Source organism: Nitrococcus mobilis Nb-231, assembly GCF_000153205.1.
Taxonomy (GTDB): Bacteria; Pseudomonadota; Gammaproteobacteria; order Nitrococcales; family Nitrococcaceae; genus Nitrococcus; species Nitrococcus mobilis.
Map to the genome: position 1 here is coordinate 811,562 of NZ_CH672427.1, position 14,011 is coordinate 825,572.

Consider the following 14,011-nt stretch of genomic DNA (forward strand, 5'->3'; position numbering starts at 1 on the left):
TGCCTGGTAGCGGGGGCAGGATTTGAACCTGCGACCTTCGGGTTATGAGCCCGACGAGCTGCCAGACTGCTCCACCCCGCAACAATTCGAACAACATACTATTGCTGCCGCGCCGGTTACGCAAGAGGTATCGGCAAATAATTACGCAATTACCACATGCGCAGGCACGGAATGTATGTGCCTTATCGATAATCAACCGGCCAGCGCTACCTTACAGGCCATAATGAGAGAGTCTGGAAAAATCCCCAGTACCAACACCGCCAAACCGTTACCAGCCAATACGATACGTAGCCCGGTCGACGCTTCCAGCGGCTCGCCATCGCTACGCCGATCGAAATAAACCATACGAACCACCCGCAGGTAGTAGAATGCGCCGATCACCGCAAATATCACGGCAACAACCGCTAACCACACCATATTGACGTCGATAACCGCCTTAAGGACCAACCACTTCGCATAAAAACCCACTGTGCCCGGCACTCCGGTCAAAGAGAACATCAGAATCAACATCACTACAGCAAAGCCACTATGCCGATCGTTCAACCCCTTCATGTCCTCGATGAGGTCGGCTTCGAAGCCGCGGCGCGACAGTAAGATTACAACGCCAAAAGCGCCGGCGGCCATCAAACCGTAGGTGATGGCATAGAATAATGCGGCCGAGTAGCCCTCCTCGGTTCCAGCAATGAAACCAAGAAAGAGGAAGCCGACATGGGCGATGGTCGAATAGCCCAACATGCGCTTGATGTTGGTCTGCACCAAAGCGAATAAATTCCCTACGGCAAGCGAACCCACGGCGATGATGGTTGCCATGACCTGCCACTGATCGTGCAGTGCTCCAAGACCGTCGACCAGTAGGCGGACGAACAGCGCCACCGCCGCAATCTTGGGTGCCGTACCGACATAGACAGTGACCGGCGTCAGGGCTCCTTGGTAGACGTCCGGGATCCACATATGGAATGGAACAGCACCGAATTTAAAGGCGACACCCACGAGGATGAAAGTGAGCCCGAAGGCGAGCAACAGCCCGCTCTCTCCGTTGGCCGCAATCGCGGCGATCTGCGCCAGATCCAGGCTTTGCGCCGCGCCGTACACCATGGACATACCGTAGAGCAGCATGCCGGAGGACAGCGCGGCGAGCACGAAGTACTTCATTGCCGCCTCGGAGCCCACGCGATTCTCACGATCGTAGGCCACCATAGCGAACAGGCACAGCTCGACCAGCTCCAAGCCCAGATAGACGGTGAGCAAGCTGTGGGCGGACGCCATAATCATCATTCCGAGCACGCCCAACAGGCCCAGCAGAAAGAAATCGCCGCTCAGCAGGTCGCGCTTGCGCAGATAATCCCGGCTGTAAGCGAAGACCAAAAAGGTCAGCAGGCAGATAGCGACCTTAAGCAGACAAGCAAACTTATCGGCGACGTAAGTGCCGCTAAAAGTGGTGGCCGTCACGCCCCATTGGGTCTCGATACTGAGCCAGGCCGCAGCCAGCAGCGTGAACTGTACAAGATGGAAGGCGAGCGCACTCTCGCGGCCCCTCGCGAATAGATCCACCACCAACACCAAGCACGCCATCGAGAGCACCCAGATCTCGGGCAGCGCAAGCAAGAAATCGGGCATCTCGAACGTCATAGCTCTCCTCGGGTTCCATGAGTCGCTAATAAAGTGGGCAAGGCCTGGCTGATCTGCCGATAGGCCCTCATGGTGTTGCGGTCACTTGCTGCAGAAGATGTTGCAGCGAAGGCTCCATCACCTCGATCAATGGCGCCGGCCAGATCCCCAATAACAACACGGCGCCCGCGAGTACCCCGAGCACGATGAACTCGCGGGCATTGAGATCAGTGAGCGCCGCCACTTGAGCATTGGCCACTTCGCCATAAACGACCCGCTTGATCAGCCAAAGAGTATAAGCCGCTCCCAAAATCAAGGTGAGTGCGGCGAGTGCGGCATACCAGAAATTGGCCTGGAAGCTGGCGAGGATCACCATGAACTCGCCGACGAAACCAGACGTTCCCGGAAGGCCGACGTTGGCCATGGCGAACAACACGAAAAAAGCCGCAAATATCGGCATCCGGTTGGCCACGCCCCCATAATCCTTGATCAATCGGGAATGAACCCGATCATAGAGAACGCCGACACAGAGAAACAGGGCGCCCGAGACGAACCCATGGGAGATCATCTGTACCACGCCCCCTTCAAGCGCCATCACGGCACCACCGCTACCCTCGACTCCACCCGTGTGCGCGAAAATATCGAAAATCGCGAAAAAGCCCAAAGTCACGAAACCCATATGGGCGACCGAAGAATAAGCGATCAGCTTTTTCATGTCCTCTTGCACGATCGCAACCAGCCCGATATAGACCACGGCTATCAGCGAAAGCGCGATGAGCAGCCACGCCAGCTCCATACTGGCCGCGGGTGTGATCGGCAAGCTGAATCGCAGAAAGCCGTACGCGCCGATCTTCAACATAATCGCCGCCAGTATTACCGAACCGCCGGTTGGTGCCTCCACGTGGGCATCCGGAAGCCAGGTATGCACGGGCCACATGGGCACCTTCACGGCAAAGGCCACCAGGAAGGCCAGGAAGATCAGCACCTGCTGGCTCAGCGCCAATGCCGTGCCGTGAAAATCGAGGATGCCGAAGCTGTCGGTTTGATAACGTAAGTAGATGAGCGCAACCAGCATGAGCACCGAGCCCATGAAGGTGTAAAGGAAAAACTTTATGGTAGCGTAAATTCGGTTCGGACCGCCCCAAATGCCGATGATCAGGAACATCGGCACCAACATCGCCTCCCAGAATACGTAAAATAGGATCGCATCCAAGGCGCTGAATACGCCCACCATCAAGCCTTCCATGATCAGGAAAGCGGCCAAGTACTGAGTCTGTTTGTATTGAATAACCTCCCAGCCGGCGATGATGACCAAGACGGTTGCGAAGGTGGTGAGCAGAATCAACGGCATGGAGATCCCATCCACACCGAGGTGATAGTAGACCTCGAAGGCCGGAATCCAGGCCAGGCGCTCCACGAATTGCATGGCCGGCGTGCCGATTTCGAACCCGAAATACAGCGCGGAACTCAGCAGAAAAACGACACCACCGGTGCCCAGCGCCAGCCAACGCGCCGTTGTGCCTTGGGAACGCTCACCGGCGGCTAACACCAGTATTCCACCGAGTATCGGTAGCCAAATCAGCAAGCTCAGCAAGGGTCAACCTCCAGATATCCATCGCAGTGCCACCGCTGCCGGGTTATATAAAGCCCCACGTCAGCCCAGCGCGGTCGTGCTCAAACAAACCACCCGCGCCAATCGCCGATAAACCAGGTAAGCAGAACCAACAGGCCGAGGATCATAACGAAGGCATAATGATATAAATACCCGGTCTGCAATCCTCGGATCATAGCGGCAAAGCGACCGATGGTCCTCGCTGTACCGTTGACCATCATTCCGTCGATGAGCCGAGCGTCTCCCACTTGCCATAGCAGCCGCGCAACCGACCTGGAGGAAGCGGCGATACCGTCGATATAAAGTTCGTCAAAGCCGTATTTACGGGCCAAAATGGTATAGAGCGTCGCGAAGCGATCGCGAATCGACGGCAACAGCCCAGGACGGACCATATAGAAAAACCAGGCGCTCAGAAACCCCGCGAGCGCAAGGTACAGCGCCGGGCCCGCGACTGCGTGCAGCGCGAAACTCCATGATCCATGGAAGCTCCGACCCATTTCATGGAGTACGTCGTGCGGCTCCGCTACGAACAGCGCTTGGCCGAAGAAGTCTCCGAACACGAGGGGTTCGACCGTGAGATAACCGATCACGACCGAAGGAATGGCCAGCAGGATCAGCGGCCATTCCATGGCTCTGAGCACATAACGCGGCAGATGGGCCATATGCTCCTTGGCATGGGGATCGATACGCTCCTTGCCCCAGAAGACCAAGAAATAGAGTCGGAAGCTGTACAACGCCGTCACGTACACGCTCAGCAAAACGAGCCAATAGGCGAGTGTGGCACCACCACGGTGCGCCTCGTGCACCGCCTCGATAATGAGATCCTTCGAGTAGTAGCCGGAGAACAGCGGTGCGGCGACCAAAGCCAGCGTGCCCATCAGCATCGTGAGATGCGTAATCGGCAGGTAGCGCCGCAGATTGCCCATCTTGCGCATGTCCTGCTCATGGTGCAGCGCCACGATGACGGCCCCGGCGGCCAGAAACAACAGCGCCTTGAAAAAGGCGTGGGTCATGAGGTGGAAGATGCCCACCGCATAGGCTGAAGCCCCCAGCGCGACGAACATGTAACCAAGCTGCGAGAGCGTCGAATAGGCGATGACACGTTTGATGTCGTTTTGCACGAGGCCCACCAAACCCATCAAGAACGCCGTCAGGGCGCCGAATATCAGCACCACCGACAGCGCCGTATCGGAGAGCTCGAACAGGGGCGACATGCGCGCCACCATGAAGATGCCAGCCGTCACCATCGTAGCGGCGTGAATCAGGGCGGATATAGGCGTGGGGCCTTCCATCGAGTCCGGCAACCAGACATGCAACGGGATTTGCGCCGATTTACCCATCGCGCCGACGAAGAGCAAGATGCAGGCGAAGGTGATCACAGACCAGTTTAGTCCAGGCAGGACGGTAATCATCTGAGCCGGCTGCGCCTGCGCGGCCGCGAAGACCTGCTGATAATCCAGGCTGCCGAAATAGGCCAGCAGCAGTGCGATCCCCAGCAAGAAGCCTATATCGCCGATTCGGTTGACTAAAAAAGCCTTCAGGCTGGCGAAAACGGCGCTCTCCCGCGTGAACCAAAACCCGATCAGCAGATACGAGACCAAGCCCACGGCTTCCCAACCGAAAAACAACTGCAAAAAGTTGTTCGCCATAACCAACATAAGCATGGCGAAGGTAAATAGATTAATGTAACTAAAGAAACGCTGATAACCGGCATCGTCGTGCATGTAACCGATGGTATAAATGTGCACCATCAATGAGACGAAGGTGACGACCGCCATCATCAATGCGCTGAGCGGATCGATCAGGAAACCGATCTCCATATGCAACCCGCCGGCAACCGCCCATGTATAGACAGTCTCGTTGTAGGGCTCAAGCTCTCCCCAGGCGAAGCGGCTTAGAACGAACAGGGACAGCAGGCAGGAGAGACTCACCGCGGCGATGGTCACCCGATGCGAGCGCTGCCGCCCGAGCCTGCGCCCGAACAGACCAACGGTGGCTGCACCGATCAACGGCGCCAGCGTTATGGCGAGGTATACGATTTCCATGCATCAACCCTTCATGCTGTCCAGATCGCCCACGTTGATGGTATTGGTGTTACGGAACAAGACGACCAAGATAGCCAGGCCAATGGCCGATTCGGCGGCTGCGACTGTCAGAATGAAAAACACGAATACTTGACCCTGGATATCCGCCAAATAGTGCGAGAAGGCGATGAAGTTGAAATTCACTGCCAGCAACATAAGCTCGATAGACATCAGCAGGATGATGACGTTTTTCCGATTTAGAAAAATGCCGGCCATCCCGAGGCTGAACAGAATCGCCCCGAGCACGAGATAATTGGATAGCTCCACCATAGTGTGATCCTAACTGTCCGAGTCGGCTGCTGATGCGCTGGGGTTGGTTACTTGCGCTTCTCCGGCGCCATCGTGACAATCCGCAATCGCTGTTCTTTGCGTACCCGAACCTGGCGATCGATATTCTGCTGCTTGGTCCCCGGCCGCCGGCGATGCGTCAGCATGATGGCGGCGACGATGGCCACCAGAAGCACGACTGAGGCGATTTCGAAAGGATAGGCATAGACTGTGTACAGCACACTACCGAGCGCCTTGGTATTACTCATACCCACACCCTCGGCCGCGCTCGTAACGGGCCCACCGTGGATCAGGTTCACGTCTTTCGAACCCACCACCAGCGCCATCTCCACGACCATTACGCATCCCACCAAAGCACCGATGGGAAGGTAACGCGCAAAGCCCTCGCGCATCGGGGCGAGATTGATATCGAGCATCATTACCACGAACAAGAACAGCACCATGACGGCGCCGACATAAACCAACACGAGCGCAATCCCCAAGAATTCGGCTTCCGCCATCAGCCACAAAGCAGCGCTGTTGAAAAAAGCCAACACCAAGAACAAGGCGGAGTGCACTGGGTTCTTGGCCGTGATGACCATGGTTGCAGCGAATAACAGAACCGCTGCGAATACGTAGAAAAGCAAAAGCTCGATCACCTGCCTAACGCTCCCAGTCGTTTGTCCGTATTCATGCCGTGGGCCTTTTGGGTCCGATTTCTCAACGATAGGGTGCGTCCGCCGCGCGGTCCTTGGCGAGTTGCTGTTCGTACTGATCGCCGAGTGCGAGCAACTCCTGTTTATGGATGATGTTCTCGCCGCGACGCTCGAAGTGGTACTCGTAGATTCGGGTCTCTACGATCGAGTCCACGGGGCAGGACTCTTCACAGAAACCGCAGTAGATGCATTTGAACAGATCGATATCATAGCGGGTCGTACGGCGCGTGCCATCGGCGCGGGGTTCGGCCTCGATGGTGATTGCCAGCGCCGGGCAAACTGCTTCACAGAGCTTGCAGGCAATGCAGCGCTCCTCACCATTGGGATAGCGGCGCAGCGCGTGCAAGCCACGAAAACGCGGCGACTGCGGCGCCCGCTCCTCCGGATATTCGACCGTGTACTTGCGGGTAAAAAGATGCCGGCCAGTAAGGCGCAACCCCTGGAGCAACTCGATCAGCAAGAAGCTATTGAATAAATCCCGAATTGCCTGCATACCGCACCTCCGATCAGAACCAGGGCCCGAAGCCGGTCAAGATAAACACCGATTCCACTACCAGCCAGACTACCGTCACCGGAATCAGCACTTTCCATCCCAGGCGCATGATCTGATCGTAGCGATAGCGCGGGAATGTGCCGCGAAACCAAAAATAGCCGAACAGAAAGAAGCCCGCCTTGAGGCAAAACCATAGCGTCCCGGGAACGAGATCGAATATCGGCCCGAGGTAGCCAATCCCATGGAATGGGGAATACCAGCCACCAAGGAATAGAATGGTCGCCAAGCCCGCAATCAAGATCATGTTGGCGTATTCGGCGAGAAAGAAGATGGCGAAGGCCATCCCCGAGTACTCCACATGGAAGCCGGCAACGATCTCGGATTCTCCTTCGGCCACGTCAAAAGGCAGCCGGTTGGTCTCTGCCACGCCCGAGACCCAATAGACGATGAACAACGGCAGCAACGGCAGCCAGAACCAGTTCCAAAACGGACCTTGCTGAGCGTGCACGATCTCGCTCATATTGAGGCTGCCCGCCGCCATGAGAACCCCCACGAGCGCAAAGCCCATGGCAATCTCATAGGAGACCACTTGGGCGCCGGCGCGCATTGCCCCAATCAGCGCGTACTTGGAGTTCGATGCCCAACCGGCCACTATGACCCCGTAGACGCCCATGGAGGTCATAGCCAATACATACAGCAACCCCGCATCTATATCGGCCACCACCAAACCATCACCCAGCGGCAGCACAGCCCAGGCCGCCAGCGCCGGAATGATAGAGAATAACGGCGCCAAAAGGAACAGGAAGCGATTGGCGTTCTGTGGAATCACCACTTCCTTCATCAGCAGCTTGCAAGCATCGGCAATGGGTTGTAGTAACCCATAGATGCCTACCCGGTTAGGTCCCTTGCGCCATTGGATCCAGCCGATCACTCTGCGCTCGGCATAGGTCATATAGGCCACCGCTATGAACAGCGGCACCACCAGCGCAACGATCTTCGCTACGATCCAGACGAGGTTTGCAAATTCCGCCATAATTATTCTCGTCGCTTTATCCGTGCTGCGATCGCCTTAGAGGCACTCTACAGTCAACTGACCGATCATCGGCCCCAGCGCCGCAGTGGCGGATAGCCCAGCCGAAATCCAGACTGTGTCCGCTGGCAAATCCGGGTCTAAGTGGGCCCTTAGCTGTACGGCTTGACTGCGCTGGCAAACGCGTACCTGGGCGCCCCCCTCAATCCCTAGCCGTGCCGCCGTCTGCGGAGCCAGATAGGCCAGGGCATCATCGGCCTGTACCGTGCGCTGCAGCGCAGCGGCTCGGCGTACCAGCGGGTCAAGTGCATAGATCCCAGTCGTACCCACACGCAGCAATCCATCCAACTTCACCGGCTCCAGTCCCGCGGGCTGCCACTTCGGCAGCGCCGGTGGCGTGCCATGATCGATGAGCTCGCGAATCTCGCTATAAATCTCGTTGGGGGCGTTATATTCAAACCCTTCGAGTCCGAGCTGATTGCCCAGTACACGCAAGATGCGCCAAGCCGGTCGTGCCTCGCCAGGCGGCTTGGTCAGACCGGAGAAGCTCTGCCAGAGGCCCTCTGCGTTGACGAACGTACCCGCCGTTTCAGTAAACGTCGCCATCGGCAGAATCACATCGGCATAGGCACGCATGGCTTCGGTCACATAAGGCGAAAACACCAGCACAAACTCGGCCGCCGCCACCGCTTGCTGGGCCGCAGCACTGTCCCAGCAATCAAACTCCGGCTCGACATTGAACAGGATCAAGCCGCGGCGCGGCTCCTCGATCATCTGGCGCAGATTCAGGCCCGACTTGCCCGCGTGCCCCGGCTGGCGCTGCGGAATGGCGCCCACCTGCCAAGCCCCAGCACTGTTAGCGCCCTGAGAGAGCACGCCGTAGCCGCTGCCAGAGAGCTCGGCCAACAACGCCGCCAAAGCCCGAAGTTCGGCGCCCGCCGGGTGCGCTTCAACAAGCGCGCCTACGAACACGCCACTGCGCTCGCCCTGCGCTAAGCGCTCGGCAATACGCCGGTGCACGGCAGTTGGCGCACGTCGCGCCAGCCAGGTATCCAGCCGTTCGGGACGCGCAACAGCCTTGTACTCGGCCAATGCCGCCACAATCAACGCAAGCTCCACGGCGAAGTCTCGGACCGACACGACGTATTCATCGGCAAGCGGAAAGTTCCAGTCGAACGCCCGCGGGTTCAAAAACATCACCTTACCGCCCGCGAGCGCGGCCTTGCGTAAGCGATGATTGAAAAGCGGCAAATCCCACCGTGTATAAGAACCGATCACCAGAGCAGCATCGAGCCGTTCAACATCCACGAGCGGCAAGCCCAAATAAGGGAAGGCGGGCGCAACCGTATCATCGCGGAAATCGGCTTGACGCAGCCGATGGTCGATGTTGTGGCAGCCAAGCCCGCGCAACAGCCGCCCGAGCAGATACATCTCCTCGAGCGTAGCGCTCGGTGATACCCAAGCGCCAAGTTGCTCGGTCCCATACTCCCCGACCGTCCGCTGCAGCCCCATTACCGTAGCTTGCAAGGCATCTTGCCACTTGACCTCCTCCCATGTATCGCCTCGTCGCAGTAACGGACGCTGCAGACGATCCGGGCTGTAAACCCCCTCGTAGCTGAAACGGTCGCGATCGGCGATCCAACTCTCATTGATCTTCTCATTATCCCGCGGCACCACGCGTTTGACCGTCCCTTGCACCTGGTGGATATAGAGATTCGAGCCGATGGCATCGTGCGGTGCGATACCCGGATGACTCAGCATCTCCCAAGCCCGCGCCCGGAACCGGAAAGGCTTGGAGGTGAGTGCTCCGACGGGACAAAGATCGATGATGTTGCCCGAGAGCTCCGAGCGCACGCCCCGTCCGGAAAAGGTACTAATCTCCATATGCTCTCCGCGGTACATGCCACCGAGCTCATATTGACCGGCAATCTCGTCCAAGAAACGGACACAGCGCGTGCAGTGGATACAGCGGGTCATCTCCGTGGCGACCAGCGGGCCGAGATCCTCGTCCTTGACCACTCGCTTGCGCTCGCTAAACCGGGACAGGCTGCGCCCAAAACCCATAGAGAGGTCTTGCAGCTCGCACTCGCCGCCTTGGTCGCAGATGGGGCAGTCCAACGGGTGATTGATCAGCAGGAACTCCATGACGCCGCGTTGCGCGGCCACCGCGCCCTTGGACCGGGTCCATACTTTCATGCCCTCGGCCACGGGCGTCGCGCAGGCTGGCAACGGTTTGGGTGCGCGCTCCACTTCTACCAGGCACATACGGCAGTTGGCGGCGATGGAGAGCTTGCGATGGTAGCAAAAACGCGGGATATCGATGCCGGCCGGGTCGGTGGCCTGGATCAGCATCGAACCCTTCGGAGCCTGCAACTCCACGCCGTCGACCTCGAGGGTCACCATCTCCGGCTCGCTCCGATCGACTCGCGCATTCATGCGGCACGCTCCTCGACGACCGAGCGCTTATGCTCGATGTAGTGCACGAACTCGTTACGCCAGTGCTTGAGCACGCTTTGCACCGGCCAGGCCGCCGCCTCGCCGAAGGCGCAAATCGTATGCCCGGCAATCTGCCCCGCCGCCGATTCAAGCAGCTCCAGATCCGCCATGCGCCCTTTGCCTTCGTAGATTCGCTTGATCACTCGATACATCCAACCACAGCCTTCGCGACAAGGGGTGCATTGGCCGCAGGACTCAGCATAATAAAAACGGGATATCCGCAAGATAACTTTGATCATATCGGTGGTCTCGTCCATGACCACCACCCCGCCGGAACCTAGGCCGGAGCCGGCCTTCACAAGGCTGTCGTAATCCATGTCGAGTTCGAGCATCTGATCTCCCGGCACCATCGGCATCGACGAACCACCGGGGATCACGGCTTTGAGCTTGTGTTCATCACGAACCCCGCCCGCCATCTTCAGCAGCTCACGGAATGGGGTTCCTAGAGGAACCTCGTAATTACCCGGCTTGACCACGTGGCCCGAGACGGAGAAGCACTTGACACCGCCGTTGTTCGGCCTGCCGAGCTCGAGAAACCACTCGGCGCCGTTGCGGATGATCGAGGGCACCGAGGCGAAAGTCTCCGTGTTGTTCACTGTCGTCGGCCGCCCGTAGAGACCGAACTGCGCCGGAAACGGTGGTTTGTAGCGCGGCATGCCCTTTTTGCCTTCCAAAGACTCGAGCAACCCGCTCTCCTCGCCGCAAATATAGGCGCCGGCTCCATAGACATTGTGCAATTGGAAGCCGAAACCACGACCCTGGATGTTCTCACCGATATAGCCGGCCGCCCGTGCCTCGTCCAACGCCTGCTCCATCCGTTGAAAAGGCTCACGCATGAACTCTCCACGCAGGTAGTTGTACCCGACGCTAACACCCATGGCGTAACCGGCGATGACCATGCCCTCGATGAGGGCATGCGGGTTATAGCGCAGGATGTCGCGATCTTTACAGGTTCCCGGTTCCGACTCATCGGAGTTGCAAACGATGTATTTTTGCCCCGGCGCGTTGCGGGGCATGAAACTCCACTTGATGCCGGTCGGAAAGCCAGCCCCCCCCCGTCCCCGCAGGGCGGAGCGCTTGATTTCCTCAATCACCTCCTCCGGCTTGACCTTTTGCTCGAAGAGCTTCTGTAGCGCTTGATAGCCGCCTACTTTACGGTAGTTATCGAGCGTCCAAGGCCGGTCGAATCGGAGTGTCGCGAAGCAGACCTCGTTTGTCATGGCTACTCCAACTTGTCCAGAATCTCGTCCACTTTCTCCGGGGTAAGATCAACGTGATACTCCTCATCCACCAACATCATCGGTGCGGCGGCGCAGGCGGCCAGACACTCCTCTTCCCCTTTGAGAGTTATGCGGCCGTCGGCGGTCGTCTCCCCCACCGAAATACCAAGCTTATTCTCAACGTGCTCGACAATGCGCTCGGCACCACGTAACAGACAGGAGATGTTGGTGCAAATATTGACCTTGTGGCGCCCGGTGGGCTTGAGATCGAACATCGAGTAGAAAGTTCCCACTTCATAGACGGCTACCGGAGGCAGCTCGAGATACTCGGCAACGGCCTCCATCAGCTCTCGGCTGAGCCAACCGCCATTACCTTCCTGGGCAATGTGCAAGGCGGGAATCACGGCCGAACGCTTACCTTCGCCGGGAAACTTAGCAAGCCAATGATCGATTTCGCTGCGCTGTTCGGCGCTGAGGTGTTTCTCTGACAAAGACTCGCGCTTCACCGATCGATCTCCCCGAAAACGACATCCAGCGTGCCGATGATGGTGACCACATCAGCCAGCATATGACCACGACTCATCTCGTCCATGGCCGCCAGATGCGCGAAACCCGGAGCACGCAATTTGAGTCGATAGGGCTTGTTGGCGCCATCGGAAACGATATAAGCGCCAAACTCGCCCTTAGGTGCTTCCACGGCTGCATAGGCTTCGCCTTCCGGCACGCAATAGCCCTCTGTGAAAAGCTTGAAGTGATGAATGAGCGATTCCATATCGTCCTTCATCTCCTCGCGGGAAGGCGGTGCAACCTTGTGGTCGGCAACCATTACGGGGCCGGGGTTGGCGCGTAACCAATCGACGCACTGCGTGATAAGGCGCACGCTCTGGCGCATTTCCTCGACTCGGACCAAGTAGCGATCATAGCAATCACCGTTGGTTCCCACGGGGATATCGAAGGCCAGTTGATCATAAACCGCGTAGGGCTGTTTCTTGCGCAGGTCCCATTCAACGCCGGAGCCGCGCAGCATGGGGCCGGTGAAGCCAAGCTGTAGGGCTCGCTCCGGGTCTACCACGGCCACGTCCACCAAGCGCTGCTTCCAGATGCGATTGTCGGTCAGCAGGGTCTCGTACTCATCGATGCAGTGCGGGAACTCCGCCGCGAAGTGCTCGATATAGTCCAGCATCGAACCTTGGCGGGCGCGATTGAGACGCTCCAAATCCTTCTGCGAGCGCTTCGGCGAGGGCTGGTAATGCGGCATCCGCATTGGCAAATCCCGGTATACTCCACCCGGGCGATAATAGGTCGCGTGCATTCGGGTGCCAGAAACGGCCTCATAGCAGTCCATGAGGTCCTCACGTTTAGCGAAACAATACAGAAACACCGTCATGGCACCCACATCGAGCGCGTGCGCTCCCAGCCAGAGCAGGTGGTTCAGGATTCGCGTGAGCTCGTCGAAGAGCACCCGAATGTACTGCGCTCGCAGCGGCGGTTCGAGGCCCAGCAGCTTTTCGATGGCGAGCACATAGGCGTGCTCGTTGCACATCATGGATACGTAGTCCAGTCGATCCATGTAGCCGATGCTCTGATTGAACGGCTTGGTCTCAGCGAGCTTTTCCGTTGCGCGATGCAACAGACCGATGTGCGGATCGACCCGCCGAACCACCTCCCCATCCATCTCCAGAACCAACCGCAGCACGCCATGCGCCGCAGGATGCTGAGGCCCAAAATTGACGGTGTAACTGCTGATCTCAGGCATCGTCGCGGTTTTCCTCCGATACCCAATCGGCATAGCGGTTATCTTTACGAATGACCCGCGGCACAAGCACGCGCGGGGCAATGCTCACCGGCTCGTAGACCACACGCTGACGATCCTCGTCATAGCGGACCTCCACATTGCCGATCAACGGAAAATCTTTACGGAAGGGGTGGCCAACAAAGCCGTAGTCGGTGAGAATTCGCCGCAAATCCGGATGACCATCAAAAATAATGCCAAACAAATCGAATGCCTCGCGCTCGAACCAGTCGGCACAACTCCAGATCGAGGTAATGGAGTCAAGCATGGGGAAATTATCATCCTCACAAAAAGCACGTACGCGCACTCGCTGATTCAAAGCAACCGAGAGCAAATGGTAAACGGCCGCGAAACGGCGGCCCGTATTAGACTTGATCTCGTGCACGCCATAGATCCCGGTGAGCCCCAAGCGTCCGGTCGTAAAACCATCGACGCCTCGGCTAAACCCGGTCGCACTGGCTTGCTCGGTAATCCATTCATCCTGGCCATAGGCCGCATAATCCACGCCGGTGATATCAATGAGCTGATCGAAGCGGAAGGCTTCGTTATCACGCAACACCCGCATCACCGGCATCAGCTCGGCTGGCTTGACCACGAGCGTGAGCTCGCCGCAATGAATTTGCGATTCGCTGACCCGGCCGTCTAATGCCTGCTCGATGTGGCCGGCTAATTGTTCCACTGCAACAGCCATGA

At 58.0% G+C, this 14,011-nt stretch carries 12 protein-coding genes and 1 tRNA gene; all 13 read right to left on the bottom strand.

Features of this window, described 5'->3' with window-relative positions; all coding sequences use genetic code 11:
- Window positions 1-4: 4 nt before the first annotated feature.
- The 13 genes from NB231_RS03655 to NB231_RS03715 all read right to left on the bottom strand — a co-directional run bounded on the left by NB231_RS03655 (window position 5) and on the right by NB231_RS03715 (window position 14,009).
- A tRNA-Met gene (locus tag NB231_RS03655) sits at window positions 5-81 on the bottom strand.
- Between the two features lie 111 nt (window positions 82-192).
- Window positions 193-1,629 (bottom strand): NADH-quinone oxidoreductase subunit NuoN, encoded by a 1,437-nt coding sequence (nuoN, locus tag NB231_RS03660; RefSeq protein WP_004999840.1) that lies wholly within the window; start codon window positions 1,627-1,629, stop codon window positions 193-195.
- 67 nt (window positions 1,630-1,696) lie between these two features.
- Window positions 1,697-3,202 (bottom strand): NADH-quinone oxidoreductase subunit M, encoded by a 1,506-nt coding sequence (locus NB231_RS03665; protein ID WP_004999841.1) that lies wholly within the window; start codon window positions 3,200-3,202, stop codon window positions 1,697-1,699.
- A gap of 80 nt (window positions 3,203-3,282) precedes the next feature.
- Entirely contained in the window at window positions 3,283-5,265 is a 1,983-nt protein-coding gene (gene nuoL / locus NB231_RS03670; RefSeq protein WP_004999842.1) for an NADH-quinone oxidoreductase subunit L, read from the bottom strand.
- Between the two features lie 3 nt (window positions 5,266-5,268).
- Complete coding sequence (gene nuoK, locus NB231_RS03675; RefSeq protein WP_004999843.1) at window positions 5,269-5,574, bottom strand: NADH-quinone oxidoreductase subunit NuoK; 306 nt, start codon at window positions 5,572-5,574, stop codon at window positions 5,269-5,271.
- Window positions 5,575-5,621: 47 nt separating this feature from the next.
- Entirely contained in the window at window positions 5,622-6,227 is a 606-nt protein-coding gene (locus NB231_RS03680; RefSeq protein WP_040663070.1) for an NADH-quinone oxidoreductase subunit J, read from the bottom strand.
- A 64-nt stretch (window positions 6,228-6,291) separates the two neighbouring features.
- Entirely contained in the window at window positions 6,292-6,780 is a 489-nt protein-coding gene (gene nuoI / locus NB231_RS03685) for an NADH-quinone oxidoreductase subunit NuoI (protein ID WP_004999845.1), read from the bottom strand.
- Between the two features lie 13 nt (window positions 6,781-6,793).
- Window positions 6,794-7,813 (bottom strand): NADH-quinone oxidoreductase subunit NuoH, encoded by a 1,020-nt coding sequence (gene nuoH, locus NB231_RS03690; protein ID WP_004999846.1) that lies wholly within the window; start codon window positions 7,811-7,813, stop codon window positions 6,794-6,796.
- 36 nt (window positions 7,814-7,849) lie between these two features.
- Window positions 7,850-10,246, bottom strand: coding sequence for an NADH-quinone oxidoreductase subunit NuoG (nuoG, locus tag NB231_RS03695; RefSeq protein WP_004999847.1), 2,397 nt, complete (start codon window positions 10,244-10,246; stop codon window positions 7,850-7,852).
- Entirely contained in the window at window positions 10,243-11,526 is a 1,284-nt protein-coding gene (gene nuoF / locus NB231_RS03700) for an NADH-quinone oxidoreductase subunit NuoF (protein WP_004999848.1), read from the bottom strand. Before nuoF ends, nuoG begins: the two co-directional genes overlap by 4 nt.
- 2 nt (window positions 11,527-11,528) lie before the next feature.
- Window positions 11,529-12,032 (bottom strand): NADH-quinone oxidoreductase subunit NuoE, encoded by a 504-nt coding sequence (gene nuoE / locus NB231_RS03705; protein WP_004999849.1) that lies wholly within the window; start codon window positions 12,030-12,032, stop codon window positions 11,529-11,531.
- Window positions 12,029-13,282: an NADH-quinone oxidoreductase subunit D gene (locus NB231_RS03710; RefSeq protein ID WP_004999850.1), complete on the bottom strand. Its 1,254-nt coding sequence runs from the start codon at window positions 13,280-13,282 to the stop codon at window positions 12,029-12,031. The genes nuoE and NB231_RS03710 overlap by 4 nt, the downstream gene beginning before the upstream one ends.
- Entirely contained in the window at window positions 13,275-14,009 is a 735-nt protein-coding gene (locus tag NB231_RS03715; protein WP_040661730.1) for an NADH-quinone oxidoreductase subunit C, read from the bottom strand. Before NB231_RS03715 ends, NB231_RS03710 begins: the two co-directional genes overlap by 8 nt.
- Between the last annotated feature and the right edge of the window lie 2 nt (window positions 14,010-14,011).